Annotated in this window: 21 protein-coding genes; 11 read left to right on the forward strand and 10 right to left on the reverse strand. The window is 41.4% G+C overall.

Going from position 1 to position 21170, the window contains the following annotated elements:
* Window positions 1–4: 4 nt before the first annotated feature.
* Both BLS14_RS08145 and BLS14_RS08150 read left to right on the forward strand, forming a co-directional pair.
* Window positions 5–895: an ABC transporter permease gene (locus BLS14_RS08145; RefSeq protein ID WP_063562660.1), complete on the forward strand. Its 891-nt coding sequence runs from the start codon at window positions 5–7 to the stop codon at window positions 893–895.
* A gap of 15 nt (window positions 896–910) precedes the next feature.
* Window positions 911–1801 carry a carbohydrate ABC transporter permease gene (locus tag BLS14_RS08150; RefSeq protein ID WP_090950924.1) on the forward strand — a complete coding sequence of 297 codons (891 nt, stop codon included), beginning with the start codon at window positions 911–913 and terminating at the stop codon, window positions 1799–1801.
* Between the two features lie 108 nt (window positions 1802–1909).
* Here the strand turns inward: BLS14_RS08150 and BLS14_RS08155 are convergent, their stop codons facing one another.
* Both BLS14_RS08155 and BLS14_RS08160 read right to left on the reverse strand, forming a co-directional pair.
* The gene (locus tag BLS14_RS08155) at window positions 1910–3652 is read right to left on the reverse strand and encodes a cache domain-containing sensor histidine kinase (RefSeq protein WP_090950928.1); all 1743 of its coding nucleotides are present in this window, start codon (window positions 3650–3652) and stop codon (window positions 1910–1912) included.
* A 22-nt stretch (window positions 3653–3674) separates the two neighbouring features.
* Complete coding sequence (locus BLS14_RS08160; protein WP_176854436.1) at window positions 3675–5297, reverse strand: helix-turn-helix domain-containing protein; 1623 nt, start codon at window positions 5295–5297, stop codon at window positions 3675–3677.
* 198 nt (window positions 5298–5495) lie between these two features.
* Between BLS14_RS08160 and BLS14_RS08165 the strand changes: the two genes are divergently transcribed.
* The 3 genes from BLS14_RS08165 (at window position 5496) to BLS14_RS08175 (ending at window position 9011) form a co-directional block, all read left to right on the forward strand.
* Window positions 5496–6062 (forward strand): GNAT family N-acetyltransferase, encoded by a 567-nt coding sequence (locus BLS14_RS08165; RefSeq protein ID WP_090950937.1) that lies wholly within the window; start codon window positions 5496–5498, stop codon window positions 6060–6062.
* A gap of 253 nt (window positions 6063–6315) precedes the next feature.
* Window positions 6316–8337 carry an ATP-dependent DNA helicase gene (locus BLS14_RS08170; protein ID WP_090950942.1) on the forward strand — a complete coding sequence of 674 codons (2022 nt, stop codon included), beginning with the start codon at window positions 6316–6318 and terminating at the stop codon, window positions 8335–8337.
* A gap of 146 nt (window positions 8338–8483) precedes the next feature.
* Window positions 8484–9011: a DinB family protein gene (locus BLS14_RS08175; RefSeq protein ID WP_090950945.1), complete on the forward strand. Its 528-nt coding sequence runs from the start codon at window positions 8484–8486 to the stop codon at window positions 9009–9011.
* A gap of 6 nt (window positions 9012–9017) precedes the next feature.
* Here the strand turns inward: BLS14_RS08175 and BLS14_RS08180 are convergent, their stop codons facing one another.
* Window positions 9018–10091 carry an NAD(P)H-dependent flavin oxidoreductase gene (locus BLS14_RS08180; RefSeq protein WP_072733179.1) on the reverse strand — a complete coding sequence of 358 codons (1074 nt, stop codon included), beginning with the start codon at window positions 10089–10091 and terminating at the stop codon, window positions 9018–9020.
* A 132-nt stretch (window positions 10092–10223) separates the two neighbouring features.
* Here BLS14_RS08180 and BLS14_RS08185 point away from each other — a divergent pair, with 132 nt between their 5' ends.
* Window positions 10224–11099 carry a LysR family transcriptional regulator gene (locus BLS14_RS08185; protein WP_090950948.1) on the forward strand — a complete coding sequence of 292 codons (876 nt, stop codon included), beginning with the start codon at window positions 10224–10226 and terminating at the stop codon, window positions 11097–11099.
* 87 nt (window positions 11100–11186) lie between these two features.
* Here BLS14_RS08185 and BLS14_RS08190 read toward each other — a convergent pair whose 3' ends face one another.
* Window positions 11187–11651, reverse strand: a complete 465-nt coding sequence (locus tag BLS14_RS08190; protein ID WP_064637420.1) for a hypothetical protein — start codon at window positions 11649–11651, stop codon at window positions 11187–11189.
* Window positions 11652–11669: 18 nt separating this feature from the next.
* Entirely contained in the window at window positions 11670–12149 is a 480-nt protein-coding gene (locus BLS14_RS08195) for a GyrI-like domain-containing protein (protein WP_063562670.1), read from the reverse strand.
* A 106-nt stretch (window positions 12150–12255) separates the two neighbouring features.
* Here BLS14_RS08195 and BLS14_RS08200 point away from each other — a divergent pair, with 106 nt between their 5' ends.
* Window positions 12256–13218 (forward strand): helix-turn-helix transcriptional regulator, encoded by a 963-nt coding sequence (locus tag BLS14_RS08200; protein ID WP_090950951.1) that lies wholly within the window; start codon window positions 12256–12258, stop codon window positions 13216–13218.
* A 188-nt stretch (window positions 13219–13406) separates the two neighbouring features.
* Here the strand turns inward: BLS14_RS08200 and BLS14_RS08205 are convergent, their stop codons facing one another.
* Together BLS14_RS08205 and BLS14_RS08210 are read right to left on the reverse strand one after the other, a co-directional pair.
* Window positions 13407–14438 (reverse strand): ketopantoate reductase family protein, encoded by a 1032-nt coding sequence (locus tag BLS14_RS08205; protein ID WP_090950953.1) that lies wholly within the window; start codon window positions 14436–14438, stop codon window positions 13407–13409.
* Window positions 14439–14481: 43 nt separating this feature from the next.
* Complete coding sequence (locus BLS14_RS08210; RefSeq protein ID WP_256336385.1) at window positions 14482–15231, reverse strand: acetoacetate decarboxylase; 750 nt, start codon at window positions 15229–15231, stop codon at window positions 14482–14484.
* A gap of 155 nt (window positions 15232–15386) precedes the next feature.
* Here BLS14_RS08210 and BLS14_RS08215 point away from each other — a divergent pair, with 155 nt between their 5' ends.
* Window positions 15387–16271: a LysR family transcriptional regulator gene (locus BLS14_RS08215; protein WP_063562674.1), complete on the forward strand. Its 885-nt coding sequence runs from the start codon at window positions 15387–15389 to the stop codon at window positions 16269–16271.
* A gap of 57 nt (window positions 16272–16328) precedes the next feature.
* Here the strand turns inward: BLS14_RS08215 and BLS14_RS08220 are convergent, their stop codons facing one another.
* Both BLS14_RS08220 and BLS14_RS08225 read right to left on the reverse strand, forming a co-directional pair.
* Window positions 16329–16844, reverse strand: coding sequence for an AAA family ATPase (locus BLS14_RS08220; RefSeq protein WP_063562675.1), 516 nt, complete (start codon window positions 16842–16844; stop codon window positions 16329–16331).
* An 81-nt stretch (window positions 16845–16925) separates the two neighbouring features.
* Window positions 16926–17837, reverse strand: a complete 912-nt coding sequence (locus BLS14_RS08225; RefSeq protein ID WP_090950963.1) for a helix-turn-helix transcriptional regulator — start codon at window positions 17835–17837, stop codon at window positions 16926–16928.
* 109 nt (window positions 17838–17946) lie between these two features.
* On the opposite strand from BLS14_RS08225, the gene BLS14_RS08230 reads away from it, so the two are divergent.
* Window positions 17947–18411, forward strand: coding sequence for a VOC family protein (locus BLS14_RS08230; protein ID WP_090950967.1), 465 nt, complete (start codon window positions 17947–17949; stop codon window positions 18409–18411).
* On the forward strand, window positions 18401–18982 hold the full coding sequence (locus tag BLS14_RS08235) for a YdeI/OmpD-associated family protein (RefSeq protein WP_090950972.1): 582 nt from the start codon (window positions 18401–18403) through the stop codon (window positions 18980–18982). The genes BLS14_RS08230 and BLS14_RS08235 overlap by 11 nt, the downstream gene beginning before the upstream one ends.
* 26 nt (window positions 18983–19008) lie before the next feature.
* Here the strand turns inward: BLS14_RS08235 and BLS14_RS08240 are convergent, their stop codons facing one another.
* On the reverse strand, window positions 19009–19992 hold the full coding sequence (locus BLS14_RS08240; protein ID WP_090950977.1) for an aldo/keto reductase: 984 nt from the start codon (window positions 19990–19992) through the stop codon (window positions 19009–19011).
* A gap of 186 nt (window positions 19993–20178) precedes the next feature.
* Between BLS14_RS08240 and BLS14_RS08245 the strand changes: the two genes are divergently transcribed.
* On the forward strand, window positions 20179–21060 hold the full coding sequence (locus BLS14_RS08245) for a LysR family transcriptional regulator (RefSeq protein WP_072733188.1): 882 nt from the start codon (window positions 20179–20181) through the stop codon (window positions 21058–21060).
* Window positions 21061–21170: the final 110 nt, after the last annotated feature.

Consider the following 21170-nt stretch of genomic DNA (forward strand, 5'->3'; position numbering starts at 1 on the left):
ATGAATGCTGAGAAAATGGAAGCAGCAGAGTCCCTACCATCTCATGTTGATCCCAAGCCTAGTCTTGGTCTTCATCTTTAGCTACATCCCTTTTTATGGGCTTATTATTGCATTTCAAAAATACAATCCGGGTCTCGGCTTTAACTCTCCATGGGTTGGATGGGACAATTTTTCCCATGTATTTAGTCAGCCAAACTTCGTAAGAACCATCTGGAATACACTGTATATGTCCGTCTTTAAGATTATCGGGGGCATTATCGTGCCTGTTATTTTCGCATTACTGCTTAACGAAGTGCTGAACAGTGGTGTCAAACGTACATTTCAAACCCTGGTTTATATTCCGAACTTTCTGTCTTGGGTCATTATGGCTGGCATCATGCTGGATATACTTAGCTCCGATGGCATCATCAACACATTTCTAGGCGTATTCGGGATTGCACCTATCTCTTTTCTGGGCACACCGTCCATATTCCCATGGACGATGATCGTGAGTGATATCTGGAAAGGCTTCGGATTCGGCACGGTTGTATATCTAGCAGCCCTGACCAGTATTGACCCTGGTCTATATGAGGCTGCGGTAATTGATGGAGCCAAACGATGGAAGCAGACCATCTACATCACTTTGCCCCTCCTCATGCCAACGATTGTCTTAATGACTGTGTTGTCACTTGGTAACGTCCTCAATGCCGGATTCGATCAAATCTATAACCTGTATTCCCCTGTCGTGTATCAGACTGGAGATATTATTGATACCTATGTATACCGTCTAGGAATTCAGCAGGCACAGTATTCGATTGGTACGGCTGTCGGATTATTTAAATCCATCATTTCCAGTGTTCTCGTTGCCGTATCGTATTTCCTGGCTTACAGGGTAGCCGGCTATCGTATCTTCTAAGGAGGAACGTTCATTATGATCTGTGATAAAAGTATGAGCAGGCGTTTGTTCCATATCCTAAACTACATGATATTGCTTCTAATCTCCCTACTCTGTATCCTTCCATTTATCAACCTGTTGGCTGTTTCATTCAGTAGCAGTTCGGCTGTATCCGCGGGCAGTGTTACGTTCTGGCCAGTTGAATTCACAACTAAGGCTTATGAATTTGCATTATCTGGAGGGTCATTTTTCTCCTCTCTCTGGGTGGCGATCCAACGAACCGTTCTCGGTACGTTTGTAAATCTGGTTCTGATCGTGCTCACCGCCTATCCACTATCCAAATCCAAACAAAAATTGATGGGCCGTAATATCTATATGGGATTTTTCATTGTGACCATGTTATTTAGCGGAGGATTAATTCCTACCTATCTGGTGGTCGTCAAAATGGGCTTGATTGATTCGATTTGGTCTCTGATCCTGCCCGGAGCTCTGCCCGTATTTAGTATGATTATTCTTATGAATTTCATTAGAGGTTTGCCGGAGGAGATAGAAGAATCAGCGATCATCGACGGTGCAGGGCCTGTGCAGGTATTGCTTCGTATTCTACTGCCGCTCCTCAAGCCCGCTCTCGCTACGGTCGGTTTGTTCAGTATCGTCGGCCATTGGAATTCATGGTTCGATGGCATTATCTATATGAACAATCCAGCCAATTATCCATTACAAAGCTACCTACAGACCCTGCTGCAGAGCTTTGAGCAAATCATGCTGAAATCCGGCTCCGATTACACTCAACTGTTATCGATGATGAACGCCAGAACTGGACGCGCTGCTCAAATGTTCTTGGGTGCCATTCCGATTTTGCTCGTTTATCCGTTCTTGCAGAAATACTTTACCAAGGGTTTGGTACTCGGTAGTGTCAAAGGATAACCAAAAGAGCTTGCAGTTAATCCTGCAAGCTCTTTGCGTGTGTTTAACCTACGAAATATACTTGGAATCGTTCTAACATTGTAAACGTTTGCATGATAATTTCTATGACTACAGTGTTTCTTTGATGGCAGGTAGCAGAATGGTAAAAGTCGTACCTTCTCCAATCTGACTAGCCACCTGTATTCCATAAGGCTTGCCAAAATGAAGTTGAATACGCCGCTGCACATTATGCAGGCCGATGCCTGTTCCTTTGTCTGCTTCGAGCTTATCTTCCATAAAGTTCTGGATCGTATGTTGATCCATACCAATGCCATTATCGCAGACTTCAATCACAATATCTCTGCCCCGTGATTGAATCCGAATGGTAATGACTCCGTCTTCTTCAAGTTCGGCCAGACCGTGAAAGATTGCATTCTCCACAATGGGCTGCAGAATCATTTTGGGCATACGATAATCGAGCAGTCTATCCTCAATCTCATATTTCATTTGAATACAGTCGTAGTACCTGACATTCTGGATCGTCACGTAATTCGCTATATTATCTATTTCTTCACGAATCGTTACGAGGGTTCCATCGGATCTAGTTGCATAACGAAGCATCGAGATTAATGCATCGGTCATTTCCACGATTTTGTCAGCCTGCTGCATGGAGGCGATCCATTTCACTGAACCCAGAGTATTATACAGAAAATGAGGCTTGATCTGGTCGTGAAGCGCACGCATCTCGGCCTTTGCCTTCTCTATTTCTTCCTGTTGCATCCGCTCAACCATACGCTTCAATTCATGTGACATCTTGTTAAATCGAACTGATAAGTGCCCAATCTCATCGCGAGAACGAATATGTTCAACTTGTTCAAACTGCCCCTTCTCGACCAACGAGATATTGCGCAGCAGCTTCTTGATGGGGGTGGTGATGACATGAGATAGAAAAATCGAAATAATGGCAGCAAAAAGAACCAGGACAATGGACAGTGTCACCAGATTATGCCCTAATATTTTGCCGTCGGCAGTCAGCTCATCCAAAGGCATGTATAAGTAAGTAGTCCATTTCTGCTGACTAAGTGGACTGGTCACCACAACATTTAATGATTCGGGAGGACGAACGTTGTCCCGGAACAATGTACCGATTAAGCGGTCATCTACGTTATATACAATTTTGTCATTCTCATCGACAATCATGAACCTGGAACGTAGCCCTTCCTGCAAGTTACGATTAACGATTTCGATGAACTTTATATCAATGCTGACGACAATCACGCCAAGCAGTTCCCCGCTAGCCACATCATGAATTTTACGAGCGTGTGACACTGCCAGAATTTTATTCTCCAATTGCTCATCGATTCGGGTTGTCAACGTGATGGTTCGATCATTATCATGCATGAACTTTTTAAACCACAATTCGTTCGCCACTTTGAAGTCCGGGTCAATAGGCTGGTTAGGACTGACGAAGAGATCTTGTCCCCCGTTCAAATTATAGAGGTAGATGGAAAATACGCGATCCTTCATCATGATATAATTCATCAAAATATTGTATGCGGCAATCTCATTTTGTTCATCACCCTCTCGCAGGAAATCCTGGATCGGAAAGCTTCCTTCATGGGTTGCAGATAAATTGTCGCTCAGTCCATTACTGGCAAGCAGTGTGATCTTCTCAATCTCCTTTAGGAACTCGTCAATGCGAATATTCGTTTGCTTGGCCAGATCGTTGAGCAGATTTGTATAATTCTGTGCCAGTAATCGCTCAGAAGAGTAATACGAGCTAATCGTCATCACAAGTACTGGAAGAATGATGACTGTAATGCATATCACCATGATTTTGTACTTGATTGGTAAGAGCTGGGCATGCTTCATATGCTGCACCTCTATTCACCGATTACATGAGTCCCTGCTGTTGATCTCGATATTCCTCAGGAGTGAATCCTACCGATTTTTTGAAAATCTTACTGAAGTACGTGTAATTATGGTAGCCCACCTTGTCAGCGATTTCATATACTCTCAGTTCCCTGCTCAATAGGTAAGCCTTGGCATGTTCAATCCGAACTCGTGTCAGGTATGCGATGAAGTTCTCTCCTTTTTCCTGCTTAAACAATCGGCTAAGATACGAAGGATTGACACTGATCTGGCTAGCAATACTATGCAACGAAATATCCTCAGCATAATACTTGTCCATTAACTCAATGGCGAGGTCTGTGTAGGAACGTTCCTGCATGATCTGGGAATCGGTTTTAAAGTAATACGCGATATGAGCCAGCATATCTTGGTGAATATCCTCCCAATACTCTCCTCTCAAAACGATTTCGTAAGGCGATCTCTCGGTAAATGAAAGCTTGCCTCTTTCAGTAACTCGTGAGAGATGGGAGTGTATGGTTTCCATCACCATGATATATTGCTTGCGAATACTGCTCTCATCTGCTCGTTGCACCTCCAGATCAGAGCGAATTTCTTCAAGGAACTCCTCCGCCTTTTTGTTATCTTTACTCACCCATAATTTGAGGAAATCTCGTTCTTGCTCCGGACTGAGCATTCCATTCACTTCTCTCCGAGATGGAGCTTGAATCACGTCCGCGTAATACAGTATCTGGTTACTGCCTTTAAAGAAACTTTGTTTTAGGGCGAATTCCGCTTCTCGACATGCCTGTCTTATGCCATGGAAATCGGAAACGATTGTACTTACACCCGCTGAGAGTGACAGATTCATAAAATCTTTGATTGAAGACAGAAGCTTATTACATAGTTTGTTTAGATCAGCTTGTACAGACTCACTCCCAGGAAGAACATTGACAATAACCCAATATTCAGAGGAGCTTTCCACGAAAATCTCTTTCTCCCATTTGGATGGAATGATCTCTTCCATAATATTCAGAATAGAGAATCGAAGTAGTTTTTCCCCCTTCTCGACATATTTCCTCTTCGCTTCCTCGTAATAGTCCACAATAAACTGGATGACGACCAACTTGTCTGATCGTATACGGAAATGCATTTCTTCAGCTTTGGGAACCATATCCTTTTCATTTATGAATCCGCTTACAATATCTTGGAAAAAGCTATCCTTTAGATGTCTCAGGCTCTTGAAATAGTCGTGTGTCATAAATGGTACGTTGGTCTTAGTGTCACGTTCACTTTTTAATTTCTCTTCAATGGTGATAAGAAGATCAACTAGAGAGGTTTCTGTAATCTCACTTTTAATCAAGTAGTCTACAGCCCCAAGCTTCAGTGCCTCTTTTACATAATGGAATTCGTCAAAATTGCTCAGGATGACATATTTACAGGTTTTCAATAAACAAGATGCCTCTTGTATGAGCTCTAACCCATCCATGATCGGCATCTTGATATCGGTAATAATTAGATCAGGGGTCACTTCTAGCGCGAGTTCCAACGCTTCCCTCCCGTTCCCCGCTTCTCCCGCAACATAGAAATTGTAGTCTTCCCAGTTTAGCATGGAACGAATTCCAACCCGCATGAGCAGTTCATCCTCTACGATCATCAGTTTATACATGAGCATCCTCCAACATGAACCATTTTCACTATTTTACCATTAAACCGTTTATTGCAAAGATGTCTAGCCGCCCTATTAATTGTGATTTCTAATCAAATGGATGTCCCTTTCGTTCTTGTTCTCAACAGATGTATCCTATGATAAACTTGGATTGCTTAATGATGTAAATGAAAAAAGATAATTCAGAGGAGATGTCACTTGGGATTGAATGCAGAACAATTTGATTATATTTCAGAGACAGAACGGTTAGTAATAAGACCTTTAAAAAAAGACGACTATGAAAATTGGTTAAATGCATTTGAAAACCGTTTTCCCTCCCAACACCGAAACGATAAAGGGAAAATGGATATGACTGAATGTACACCGAATTGGTTTCATCATCTTGTAGATCGACATCAAGAGTTAGCGCGTACAGATGCCGTTTATGTATTTGGTGTATTTAGAAAGGAAGATGGTACACATCTGGGTATGATTGATATTGCGACTTTAGCAAGAGCGGATTTTCAATGGGCAAGCTTCGGATATACCATCCATAATCAGTATTGGAGAAAAGGCTACGGCAAAGAAGCCGTGAATGAAGCTCTTCTTATTGCATTTGAACAACTGAAATTCCACCGTATAGAAGCCCATATTAATATGGATAATATATCTTCTATGAAACTTGCGGAAAGTGTAGGCATGGAATTTGAATGTGTTCGCAAAGGTTTCATACACGAAAACGATGAGTGGACAGATCATTTGGTTTATTATAAGAATTTCAATTAATCAATTCCAACCGTTGATTAAGAAGAGCGAACAAAGCACTGGTGTGCCCTGTTCGCTCTTCTCCTTGTCTTCATATTACTGTCTTCGTCTTATTCGGCCCAATGTTTTTTCGTATCTGACCAATTAGCTGGTTGCTTACCTTCTATCGCTTCCTTATGAACACTTGACTGTTATCTCAGTATCTAAGATAATTACAGTTTGACTAAAAAATTCCTTACAAGAAGATCATTCATTTGGAAGAGGGGCGATCGTTATGAATTGGTTAAATGAACTCTATACGATAAATAAGCGGGAATCGAAAAGGGAAATCGAACGTTCTTTGGTTAACGCCATCTTCCGAATCTATGATCGGTTCCCTCGAATTGGTCTTAGAGAGCGAATCGGGCAGCAAGAAATGTCTCTCGATATAGCCGAAGCTTATATCCACGGGCATAACGCCATGATTGAAGCTGGTGTCGGAATCGGCAAGTCTTTTGGGTACCTGATACCGAGCCTGCTCATGAATCAAATGTCGCAGAAACCGGTCATTATAGCTACATCTTCCATTCAGCTTTCGGAACAGATACATAAAGATTTAAGGGTCATTGGTAGCCGGTTGGGCTTCACAACGGTTCGCTCTGTCGTTGGGAAAGGTATGGGTCAGTATGCCTGCCGAAGTAGGGCCGCGGAATGGAACAGGCCTGATGATCCGAACTCCTCACTGTCTACCCTTGCCCAGCGCATTTTAGATTTTGAAATTGATGAAAGAGCGGATATTAAAGCTGGAATTAGTGATCCCGAATGGTCCAACTTTTCCGTAAATGATTGCAAATTTGAACGTTGCCATCATAAAAATGCGTGCTTGTTTTACGATATGAGAGCTAAATTAAATGCAAAGGCCCATGAGATTGATTTTATTATTGTGAACCAGGACCTGCTCATACGGGATTTGATGAAGAAAAAAGAAGGCACCAAGAGTATCATCTCAGAACAGCCTGCTCTGATCGTCATTGATGAAGCGCATAATCTGGAAGCAAAAGTTCGAGATGCCCGAACGCTCGAGTTCACTTATCGGGGAATCTGCCGCATACTGGATAACACTGTGCAGCTTCTCACGAAGCAGTCCGGGGATAAAAGTCTCTTCTCACAATCCAAGTTTATAAAAAAATGTATTGAACGCATCTTCCAACAGATAAATGCGGATCTGCTCCACCATGCCAAGCAGGATAGCGACCGTATAAAAGTGTCGGAGATCAAAGGAATACCGTTATATCAAGTCTCGAACGATTTGAAAGATCTTAGTCTTCGCCTTTCCATTTTGACCTCCCGTCACGAACGGGAGATTGATGACGCTTTTGAAGCTATAAACGGGCTTATTACCCTCATCCATGTTTTGGCTGAAATAGAGGATAACTATCTCATATGGGCAAGCAGTCCCTTGGGAGTAGCCACAATCAGCATCTGTCCCAAAGATATAAGCCAATTTCTGAAGTATGCTTTATTTAATGGCAAAGCGCCTGTTATCCTAACGTCGGCAACGCTGTGCCAAGGCGGGGATACGCTGGAGGAACAATACTCTTATTTGACGCAGTCCCTCGGTTATAAGGGGGATTTTATGGATCGAAAATCCTCCCCTTTTGATTACACCAACCATACCATGATGTACATCTCCAACAAAGTTCCATATTACCACCATGACCAGCGTGAAGACTATCTTGAAGCAGCCTACAACGAATTGGTTCAACTCTGTAATTTAACACAAGGAAGAACAATCGTCCTTTTTTCAGCAAAGGAAGACATGAAGTTCATTCATAAGAAGCTGATTTCAAGGCCTGATGAATATAAAGGGTCAGTTCATGTTCAAAAAGAAGGATCTTCCCAGGACAGTGTCATCGCCGAATTCAGGAAAAGCAAAGGTGTGCTCCTGGGTACCGGTGTATTCTGGGAAGGCGTGAATATCGAGGGTTCTGACCTGTCACAGGTCATTATTTTCCGGCTGCCCTTCCCTGTTCCTTCGGATCCTATTTATGAATATAAGGCATCTGTAACGAAGAATTCGTTCATGGAGGTGTTTGTACCGGATATGCTTCTCCGGTTAAGGCAAGGAACGGGACGCTTGATTCGCAGTGAAACGGATCTTGGCATACTCAGCATACTAGACTCCCGTCTCAGCGCAGCGGCAAAAAAGAATTACCGGGAACAGGTGCTGGACACGCTACCATTCAAAGAAGTGACTGAGGATTTTTCGATTTTGGAGAAATTTGTTCAACAAAAGGCGATACGACGTACGGATTGAAAGTGGAACAGCCCAACCATAAAACTGTGCAAATCACATGAAATCGGCCCTTCCGCCCATAAAGCGGAGGGGCCGATTTCAATGCTGGAAGCAAGATATGTGCTACAATATATTCCAGAGCTATGAATCCCAAAGGAGGCATTTACATGGTTGAAAGACCTACTACAGCGGAATATGCAGCTTTTTATGAAGGGTACATCCGGCTTATTCCTGAAGGAAATATCATCGAAAGGTTAGAGCAGCAGGCCAACATCGTACAAACTTTGCTTTCTTCATTAACAGAGGAGCAAGCAAATTATCGTTACGCCGAAGGCAAATGGAGCGTGAAGGAGGTCATTGGCCACCTTTTGGATAACGAACGTATCATGAGCGGCCGACTGCTTCGCATCGCCAGAGGCGACAAAGCGAATCATCCTGGCTACGATCAGGACGTGCTTATGCAGAGCCAACCCTTCAATGCGTATACCGCAGCCGATCTGAACGAAGAATATGCCGTCACACGCCGCTCAACCATTCTTATGCTCCGTCGCCTCACACCAGAAGCTTGGCTCTGTAGAGGGATCGTCAGTGATAATCCTGCTTCAGCTCGATCGATCGCATTTGTTATGGCTGGACATGAGCTCCACCATTTGTCAGTACTTCGCGATCGCTATTCGCTGGATGTGAAATTATAATCACTACTAAATGATTGCTCTGGCTTCTTCTACCATTTGATTAATGATATCGCTTGCAGATTGGTTATCTGTTAACATTCTCGTTCCCTGACCTGCCCAAAGGGCCATATACTCGGGATTATTTTGCTTAGCAGAAGCATTCCTGATCTCGCGAGTTAATGTATTTTGGGTAGGAAAGGTTAGCGGCTTAATACTGGATGCTTCCCAATGCTGTATAAAGTCGTTCTTGATGCCACGCGCTGGCCGTCCAGAAAAGGCATTTGTAATTACAGTGCTTTCCTCTGTGCTATCAAGCAACGCACGTTTATATACCTCATGTGCACCAGACTCAACTGATGTCAAGAAACGAGTCCCCATTTGCACCCCTTGTGCTCCCAAAGCAAGTGAAGCCACCAGCCCTCTACCATCCATAATTCCGCCTGCCGCAAGGACTGGAATATGGACATGATCTACAATTTGTGGGACAAGTGCCATGGTTCCGATATTTGCTCCACTGAGCTGAGATGATACATCAAAAGTTCCTCGATGCCCTCCTGCTTCACTACCTTGAGCAACAATGACATCACATCCGCGCATCTCCGCTTGAATAGCTTCCTCTACCGTGGTGACCTTACTCATAATTTTGATGCCTAACGATTTTGCCTTCTGCATATGATGCTCGGAAAGTAATCCAAACGTTGTACTAATAATCGGAACTTTTTCGTCCAACAAGATGTCAAACTGTTCTTCAAAATGATTGGGTGTACGTATTTCATCTTGAGCACGCTGCTTCACACCCAAGAATTCTCGAATCGGGGTCAACTCTTCGTTTACCGCATCAAAATTCGTATAATGATCCGGTCCAACATGAGCAAAAATATTTACGGCAAACGGTGCTTGCGTCCGTTTTTTAATCTCGTGTATGGCGCCTCTTAGTTCCTCAGGACTCATATACGCAGCGCCTAACGTCCCTAACCCACCTGCATTAGAAACCGCAGCGACTAGGGGTGCCATGTTTGCAATACCGGCCATCCCCGCAAGAACGATTGGATAACGAATATTGAAGCTTTCACAGAGCTTATTGTTTAATTGAATAGACATCGAGGTTTCCTCCCCATCAATTCAGATTCCATTCTTTATAGTTTACATCGAGTTTATCCATCTTGTATAATCCGTAAATCAGATGTTACATATCATGATTTCAGATAGATTGTTTTCTAAAGGAGTGTCAACTTGGAAATTCACTTACTGGAAATTTTCATTCAAACCGTTCAAGAAGGAAGTATTTCCAAAACAGCGAAAAAACTAAATTATGCTCAGTCCAATGTTACAAACAAAATTCAACAGTTAGAGGCGGATCTTCAGACCGCATTATTTTACCGTCACAAAAAGGGAGTTACACTTACTCCTTCAGGACAAATTTTAGTCGGTTACGCCGAAAAGATTCTACATACCATTAACGAAGCCAAAGCCGCAGTAGGAAGCAGCTCCATTCCTTCAGGTCCTCTGGTTATCGGTTCTATGGAAACAACTGCAGCGGTCCGGCTGCCTTCCGTGTTCGCGCAATATCATTTGAAATATCACAATGTTGATTTCTCTTTAGTTACAGGGCCAACAGAAAAGCTGCTTCATGGAGTTCTGCATTATGAACTGCATGGAGCTTTTGTTTCCGGTCCGATAGAACACGCAGATCTCACGCAGGACAAAGTCATCAATGAGAAACTTGTTCTTGTCACTTCACCCAAACATCCCTTGATACAATCGATCCATGATTTACAAAATCATACGATGCTGGTTTTTCCCAAAGGATGTTCATACCGAGCCAAACTTAACACTCTCCTGCAAGAAGAAGGATTATTGCCTGTGAAATTAATGGAATTTGGAACCCTCGAAACGATAATTGCTTGTGTTAGTGCTGGTATGGGTATTACTTTACTGCCTTATTCCATCATTGCGGATTATGAAGTCCGTGACAAGGTAACCTGCCACTCCTTACCGGAGAAGTATTCTTCAGTAACGACCATGTTTATTAAACGAAAAGACACCCTCATTACACCGGCGCTATCTGCTTTTTTAGATGAAACCAAGAAAGAGATTCTCCAAAGCTAGTTGCACAGATAAAACAAAAAAAGCCGCTAATACAGCGACTTTCAATGGGGCTATGCTCAGCTTCTTCCACATGCACTTTTGCCCACTTCAATACTCTCTCTTGATTACAAAAAATGAGCCCCGAATGGTTCCAGCTAACTTAGATTTCTGTCTGGCAAACTTAAACTTGCCTTCTAACTCCGCTGGAACTTCCATCCCCTCAGAAAGCTTAAAACCCACGGCCCGCTTCTTAGGGTCATCCACCGTATACATGACATTGAGTCCAAGACCATCTTCATAAAAGACGTAGGAGAATCGAATGTTTTCCACTTGAAAAGCTGATGTTTCCAAGGGCTTGGCTGCAAACTCAATATCACGTTCTTCCTTCAAAATTCGTGTTACATAGTCAAGGGTGTCCTGACTTTCGCTAGCAGGAACAACCGTAAATTCATGCTTATATTTGTTCATAAAATAACGGGCTTCATTTGCACGCAAACCTGCAAGCGCTGCTGCTACTGGTGAGGACTCTAGACCGACTGTAGACACATTTTTAAAATCAACGATATATGACATTCCGATCTCTCCTTTACCTTATTTCCTAACAACAGGAATCCATATTTCACCAAATAACAAGCCGTTTTGTTGTCCCATCTCGACCGTAGTATTTGGCCCACCAACATATGCATAATTCGTTTCCGCTGGTAGAACTTGTCCGAATGCAACGCCAGTAAGGTTATTACTCAACTCATCAGATGTTGTCCCTTCCCCTTTAACGACCAGGTATTCTCCCTTGGGGAATTGGATTACTCTAGTTGCTTCTGGCAGTGTTTCTTCTGTCATGACGCCCGCATAATGCATCATCTTGTTATTCACCGCTTCGTTCACGGCAAAAATATAGTCATTTGTCGCTATAGCTTTTAAAGCATCCAGGCTTCCATCTTCTTTCACAGCCGACCAAAAATCCACCTTTTCTTTGTTAATACCAGCAAAGTCGGTGTAGTGGCTCTTAAGCTCAGTTCCTATACCTAAAACGATAAAGCTGTCTTTTTCCTCAATATTGTAATTACTCATTCCTAACACCGTCCTCTTTAAATTTATCAATGGATTTGTCTTTTCACTTGATGGGTTTATAATAACCTTAAATCATGTCAAATTATGATACTGTTTAGGGGGACCCATGAAAAAAGTTGAACGGATCAATATCATCATGAGGTATATCAATAACCGCGCCCACTTTACCATTTCCGAAATCATGCGGGAATTTAACATCTCTCGTTCGACCGCTATTCGAGATATCCGAGAAATTGAAGCTATGGGTATGCCGCTTGTGGCTGAAGTTGGGAGGGATGGGGGTTATTTTGTCATGAACAACTCTGTCCTGCCTACGGTCCGCTTTACGGATAATGAAATCAAAGCTCTTTTTCTCGCCTTTATGGCAACCCGAAATCAACAACTTCCTTATCTGAAGAGTCGTCAAACTTTAACCGAAAAGTTACTGGGCCTCATCTCCGAAAATCAGCAAGATGACCTTGTTCTTTTAAATCAAATATTGCTTTTTGAAGGAACCAACCCCCATAATCCCGACTTGCTTGATCTGTCAGACCTGCCCCACCCTATGTTGGAAAAACTCATACAGCTTCTTCTTATAGAGAACTATCTGTTGGTTACCGTCCAAGAAGAGATGGAAATAAAGTCTTATCCCATTTATCTTTTGCACCTTTATCGTGAAAAAAGCCTATGGCTCATTGAAGGCTTTGACTTAGAGGAAGAAAAGAGACGGATTTTATCTGTCGATAATCTCACCCATATAGAATTATTCCCTGTGAAAAAAAAGTTAAGTAAGAAAAAGATTTTAGAACAACTAAGTAAGCAGGAGAAAATGATTAACCTTGTCCTTGAACTGGGTCCAAAAGCGATTGGCCAATTCAAGAAATACCATCCTTTAAAGCTTTCACTTTCTTATACGAACCCTTACCAAACCACAGCCGTTATAAAGACCTTCATCAATGTTCATCATGCAGAAGAATTAACCGAAATAACCAATTGGTTGCTTTTCTTAGGTGGAGATATCAAGATCAAGGAGATGCCAGAAGAAATCTTAGCAGGTGTACAAAAGAGATTAAGCTTATATTGCCCGTAAGTAGTGGATAGTTAAAAACAAATAACTTTGAGCATGGCCGTGTTTTTATTATCTGCTGTTTCTACTGAGATCTACTATGGGACATTATCCCAATTGCCCTTAACTTTAAGGAAACGTTTAGCGATAAAAAAACGCATTGAGGAATTATCTCCTCAACACGTTTTCTGGCGATCTATAACTCACTCACATCATCTGTTATTGTTAAGCTCTTCAAAGAACTTAATATTAGTCTCGAAATTAGGCACAGTTTGAGATTCTTCAGCTTGTTTGACTAATCTTACAACCATATCATTATAAGGTGTTGAGATTTGTTTGCCTGAAGCTGAGCGCGGAACTACTCCACTGATATAATCAATTTCGGTCTTCCGTTGCTTTTCGAGATCCTGTAGCATGCTTGCTTTTAACAGTCTGGACGACTCCATGAGAACCCGAAGTGTTTTAATTCGTTCCGGGATATCCTCTTCACTTTGTATTTCCAAAGATTCAATATCAAAGCCACTCATCGTGGCAAATTTCACACCATTTGCGTGTCCAACTTTGACCGTTTCATTGGCAATACGGACGGCACTTACGATACTAATATCATGGTCAAGCACAACGCCATACTCCACGTTTAGTGCTGCAGATAGGCCGCTAAATGCATTGTTAATAAGCAATTTAGACCACTTCGTGCCCACCAGGTTATCGGAAATATGTGTTCCACCCACAAGGTCTAGTATAGATTTGATCTGTTGAATTCTTTCGGTTGTTTCACCATTTAATTCGCCGATTTGAAAAGCGTACTGCTTAAAGCGATTGAACTCTGTTGTAAGCCTTGATACTCCCGGTTCAATAAACGTAGCACCAAATTCAACAGATCCGGCAATCACCCGTTCTCGGCCAACAATGGAAGCCACCTTTTCTTCAGGGATACCGTTTTGCAAGGAAAGCACAACACTTTGGTCATCTAAAAACGGCAACAGGTCTTGTAGAACGGACTCGTTATATAGCTGTTTAGTTAAAAGCAAGATTAGATCATAAGTTCCTGACATCTCGTCAGGAGTAATGGCCTTCACCTTTGCCTGAAAATCCGTAGTGCCAGTAATTTGGGCCCCTGTCTGCTTTAATGCGTCCACATGTGCTTGATAGACATCGATCAACTCTACATCTTGTCCGCCGGCAGCAATATATGCACCAGCAATGGTCCCTAAGGAACCTGCTCCTAAAATTGCAATTCTCATATGAATTTCCCTACCTTTTATGTTTGATTGCTTTTAATGACGTTTATTTTTCATCAGCTAAATAATCATATATAACTGTTGGAGAAGGCAGCGAAAGCTCTGTTATGATATGGGAAGCTGAAACAACCTCAAGTACAGGCAAATCTGCCATTGGCGCAAGAGCATGAGCGAATAGCTCCAGTCTTGCAGGACCTGACCAGGCGCCCTGAATTTTAATATCCGTAATTTGGCTCCGTACCAATTCACAGATTCTTGGATATCCGTCATAATCAGGCATCTTTTTCAGCATATAATTTGGTTTAACAATCTCTTGTAGCGCCTCCGAATGATCAAGCGGAAAATGCTTATATCCCATGGTCGCGGTAGCCACTCTTAAAGAGCCATAATCCATAAGTCCAACCAATGTGTCGGAATCTACATACAAACTGGGTTTGCCCATTTTTTTAGGATAGGCACCTATTTCCCTGCCTGATGCGATTGCAGGAAAACTGTCTACGTACATTGCGTGGAGATAATCTCCTTCCTCCCCTTCAAAGTTAACAGGTATTACCTGTCCACACTCTGTATAGGAACCAAGGCCTGTTACATCCGGCATTTTAATGATCTCAAACCTTACAAACGGAGAGGTAACTTCCAATGGCTCCGGAACGATTTTTCTTAAGCTCTCCAGATCAGTTCTATATAAAATGTTCAAGTATTCGCGATTATAGAAACGATATGGTCCCAAAGGAAATGCCCCTGCATCCAGCGGAGTTGTAAATTGCCTAACCACTTCTTCCTTTCTCATCTGAATGACACCTTCCGATCTCTAATTTCTTCATTCTGTTGTCTGATTTCTCTACCGAAATGATGATTACATAATCAATCTTACATCTCAATTTACATTTAATCTAATACATGATAATATATAAACTCATTTATTATAATAAATATAAGAGGTGCACTATAGTGGAGCTGCTTCAGTTGAAATACTTTCAGACCGTCGCTTATACAGAACATATATCTAAGGCTGCCGAACAACTAAATATTGCTCAGCCTTCTTTAAGCCTGACGATAAAGAGACTTGAGGATGAATTGGGTACAACCTTATTCGATCGGAAAGGAAGAAATATTCAATTGAATGTATCCGGAAAAATCCTCTTGAAACATGTCAACAGGATTTTCACCGAAATTGAAAATGCAAGAATGGAAATACAAACGCAGGATAACGAAATGGCCCATACCATCAAAATATCGATTTCAAATCCCAGATTCCTATCAGGACTGATCACCAGGTATATTACCCAGTGTCCGGATACCAATATACAACAGGGACTTGGAGCTAGAAATGACATCCTTGCAAGCTTAAAAAAAGGGGATATTGATTTGGGGATCGCAGGTCCACCTATAGCGGACGATGAGATTGAGAGTTGTGTCCTTATTAATGAAGATATCGTGCTGGTTTTACCTTCCACACACAAGTTTGCGACAAAATCTGAAATTTCGTTAAGCAAATTGGCCGAAGAATCTTTTATTTCCCTTGCTAATAATGAGGAATATAGCTTTTTCACAACCGAGCTTTGCAAAAAAGCAGGATTCACTCCCAAGAATATATTCGAGGTGGACTCTCATTTACTCGCGGAGATTATTAAGGTCAATCAGGGTATCTCGTTAATCCCTATCTCGGTCTGTAGAAAGTTGGATTTGAATTACGTCAGAATCGCAGATATTAATCCCACCTATCCAGTGGGGCTATCTTGGGTGAAGGATAGACATTTATCCTCCTCCACCAGAAATTTCCGGGACTTTATTATTGCATATTTTAATGATCATTATGCATTGTACAAAGTTTAAAAACTACATATTCGGAGCATTCTGTGACTTTTGCGACTTGAAATTAGTCATTGGTTTTCATCTAAAATGCAGTAAAATATCGTTCACTGATTGTTCAGCGGACTGCTCCGAACTATCCAGCCAAAATCCGATTTGAGGCGTTTCCTTCAAAAAGTCTGAATACAAATTCTCTACCGTGAAGCCAGTGTACCCCACTTTTCCTCTTGATTTTTCACGCTCTTTTACCACTTCTACCTTCGGACACAGCACAACTAACTGAACCGGGTAATCCTTTAACTGCTCCATCATATAGACTAATTCCGCGCCGTAGTAATTATCCTGCAAAACAACAGAAAAACCATTCTCATAATAGGTTTTTGCGGCATTTGCGGCTAACTGATAACGCAAATATAATTGACGGAATGCTTCTTCCGACGGTTCAGCGGACATGTCTTCGCGGCCGGATACAATCATGCGACGGAATATATCACCACGCAGATGCACGGCTTTTCCCAGCTTGGAAGCCAGCAGCTCCGACACTGTTGACTTACCAGAAGCCATTACGCCTGTAATTAAGTAGATCGCTTTTTCCATAACTAAATACCTCCTTCTTATCATAAAAAGAGACCGGCCTATACAAAGAAGAAACATTCAACAGAATTAAGATATGGGTTCTTAGACATATTTATTTATCATGGCATTTAGAAACTCTCGAAATTCTTCAACATATGCTTTAGGTTCTATGATTTCCAAATCCGTTCCAAAGCTAGCTAAAAACCGGAATCCAAAGTGGTTTTGCGGCATATCTATTTCGGCTATAAGCAGTTCGGAATTGTGAGCCTCAATCCTTTTTTGACCGTATCTTTCAATAAATTGATCTTTTATTCGATGTGAGATCAATACTTTAATTGTAATTAGATTCGGTTGATAATATTGCTCTGTTTTCTGTTCAGTCATATAATCTCTAGCAATAAATGTTTTAATATCGATATTCAGATTATCCGTTCTGGACAGTTTAAACGTTCGATACTCCATTCGATCTAAACAAAACCCCTTCAAATACCAACTCGTTTCACTAAAATGAAGTTGGTATGGCTCGACCCGTCTCTGTGACTTGACCCCACTTTGATCTATATAATCGAATGTAAGTAACCTTCCTTGCTCTATTGCTTCCTGACAGGTCTTTAAGATTTGGACAATTTCAGGACGACCATCCCAATTATAAAAAGACAGTTGAATTGTACCTCCCGAAATCGTTGAACCTATCATCGATTCAATCTTTTTAAGCGTTGATTCTACTTCGTCACTAAAGAGAATTTTCCCTAATCCGCCCAGTGCAGTTAGTATATTTTCTAAATCATTGCTACTTAGAAGTCGTTTGTCTATTTTGTATTCATCCATAATCCCGTATCCACCGTTCACTCCATTTATAGAATAAATGGGAATGTTAGATAATCCAAGTGTTTCCATATCACGTAGAATCGTTCTTTTGGACACATTGAATAATTTTGCAAATTCGGTAGCTGATACGACATTCTTTTGCAGCAAGATCATTATGATCGATATTAATCTTTCAATTTTGTTCATGATAATCCTCTTTAGGTAAATGAATTTCGAATATAGCTATAATAGGTGACAATCTAGCTGTCACCTATTATAGCTTACACTTCATGTATTACAAGAAGGAGGTTTTATCATGTCAGTTATTGCATATTTAAATTTTGATGGGAACACAGAACAGGTCATCGCGTTTTACTCAGAAGCTTTAAACGCAAATGAGGTAAAAAAAGTGAAATTCAAGGATTTTCCACAAGATCCAAACTATCCTTTACCAGAAAATGAATTGAATATGATTATGGAGTCATCGTTAGAATTCGCTGGTGGGAAAATAATGATGTCGGATCTTCTTCCTTCGATGAAGAACGTAACGGGTGAGCTGGTTAAAGGTAACAATGTAATCATTAGTATCATTATTGATGATAAACAGGCAATGAAAAACTACTTTACTAATTTGTCTGAAGGCGGCTATGTGATCATGCCATTATCAGAGATGCCTTGGTCTTCCTGCTTCGGAATGTTGGTTGATAAATTTGGTATCGTTTGGAAGTTTAATAGCGATGCTTACACATTCCTGGATAGCGTAATTTCTAATGCTACTTAATGAACTGCTTCCAGCAAAGTCAAAAAGCGAATTGAGATTTTGGTTTCAAGAACATTGCCTGACTGAAAATTCTTGCTGGATCGTTGTGAGTATGAAATCAACACCAGGTACGCTGCTGTATCTGGATGCTGTTGAAGAAGCCTTGTGTTTTGGATGGATTGATGGACAAAAAAAGAAAATTTCCGAGACTCAATTAGCTCAAAGACTATCTCCGAGAAGCAAAAATAGTTCGTGGACTGAATTGAATAAAGAACGAGCCCGTCGCCTTGAATCGTTGGGATTAATGACAGATGAAGGTCGAAAGGCTCTCCCTGATCTCAGTTACGAATCATTTAAAATTGACCCTATTATTGAGCAGAGGTTGAAAGAGGACACGGATGTATATCAGAATTTTGCGGCATTCCCAGATCTTTATAAAAGAATTCGAATCGACACCATCCAAAGCTATAAAACTCAACCTGAGTTATTTAACAAAAGATTAGATAAATTTATAACAAACACCAAACAAAATAAAATGTATGGCAATTGGAATGACAATGAGCGCCTATACAACCAAAACACCTCACCTTGAATATTCAAGGTGAGGTGTTTAACCTGTTAAATGCCTGTCTTTTTCTTCTCAGATTCGGGATAGCGGTCACCAACAATTTGGATCTTGCTGATCTCATCATTAATTGTCATCAATTCTTGCTCGGTGAAGACGATATCAGTTGCTGCAACATTTTCTGAGATTCTACTGACATTTGTTGTGCCTGGGATAGGAACAATAGAGGGTTTCTGAGCAAGAATCCATGCTAGTGCAATTTGCGCTGTGGTTACATTTTTCATCTCAGCAAGCTTGTTTAGGTACTGAATAAACACCTGATTCGCTTCCATCGCTTCCTTTGTAAACCGCGGAAGCTCGCCCCTATTGTCGTTCTCGGTGAATGAAGCATTCTTGTCTAATTTCCCGGTAAGAAATCCACGACCCAAGGGACTATAGGCTACCAAACCGATCCCCAATTCATCGAGTACGGGAAAAATGTCTCTTTCCAGCTCTCGCCACCACATCGAGTATTCACTTTCCACTGCCGTCAGTGGTTCAACGCTATGCGCACGACGAATCGTTGTAGCGCTCGCCTCTGACAAACCCCAGTGGAGAATCTTACCTTCTTTTTTCAGCTTTTGCATCGTCAACGCCACATCTTCAATTGGAACCTTTGGATCAACACGGTGGATGTAGTATAAATCGATATAATCTGTTTTTAATCTTTTTAATGATCCTTCAACCGAACGAATAATGGATTCTGGACGGCTGTCCAGTTCATTTGTTGTGCTAGCAATTTTATGGCCTCCTTTCGTTGCAATCTGTACCTTATGCCGACGCCCTGTGAGCGCCTCACCAACAAGCTCCTCATTGGTGTAAGGCCCATAAACCTCCGCTGTATCAAACATCGTGATGCCTGCATCAATAGCTGAGTGTACAACGGATATCATTTCACCCCGGTCTTTTGCCGGTCCCCGATGGTAGTTCAGCCCCATACATCCAAATCCAACTTCAGAGGTTTCCAAACCGTTGACTCCCAAAATTCTTTTCTTCATCATCGTTTCCTTTCTTAACCGTATTTTTTATCAGGCTTATAAATTTGTGTAAGAGTATCTACTCCTATGGTAATTTCCAAAGTGAAAGATTTCTAATACCTATGATGAATGTTTTATCATGCCTAATATGTATCGTATAATAATCTGTAAGTTATCCATTAGTGGACTTATGGAAGGATGATTAGAATGGATATTCGTGTTTTGAAGTATTTTTTAACTGTGGCTAACGTAGGCAATATAACAAAAGCAGCAGAAATCCTTCACATTACACAACCAACATTAAGCCGACAGCTTATGGATCTTGAAGAAGAGCTGGGTACTCGTTTGTTTATACGGGGCAAGAGGCAAATTACGCTGACCGATAGCGGGCTACTTTTTCAACAACGGGTAAAAGAAATTATTTCCCTTCTAGATAAGACAGAAAGAGATCTGGCAGAACAAAAAGATTTGATTGGTGGCGTTGTTTCTATTGGATGTGTTGAGTCCACCGTTTCTAGAGCGTTGCCAGAATTATTAGAGGAATTCTCCAATCGGCACCCTAGGGTACAATATGAATTGTACAGCGCAGATGGAGATGACATTAGAGAGAAACTTGATCGAGGGAATATCGATATCGGTATATTTTTGGAACCAATTGAAGCTGCAAAGTATGAATATATTCGATTACCTTATGAGGAAAAGTGGGGGATTCTGATGAGACGTGATGATCCTCTTGCTCAGAAAAAATTTATTGGTATTGAAGATATTCTTGCTTTACCCTTAATTCCGCCCCGACGTACAATTGTACAAAATGAGATTGCAAGCTGGCTTGGAGTTGAGAATGATAGCCTGTCAATTTTTGCATCACATAATTTACTGACGAATGCTATGCTGTTGGTAGAACGGAAACTTGGATATGCCATTTGTGTGAGTGGATCTTATACGATCCGGGAAAGTAGTCGTACTTGTTTTGTTCCATTTGAACCTGAACGAACCACTAGTCATGTACTCGCTTGGAAAAAGAATAAAATATTCAGTTCAGCTACTGCACACTTTATTCAGTTTATAAAAGATACCTATCAAACTTAATCTCCATGATTATTAAAATAACCCAAAGCCCACGTACTGCTCCAACTTGAGCAATACATGGGCTTTTACGATCTTAATTCATCTGAACAGTTAGGTGACCTTCTCCGGTA

It is taken from the genome of Paenibacillus sp. OK060 (genome assembly GCF_900101205.1).
Classification (GTDB): Bacteria; Bacillota; Bacilli; order Paenibacillales; family Paenibacillaceae; genus Paenibacillus; species Paenibacillus marchantiae.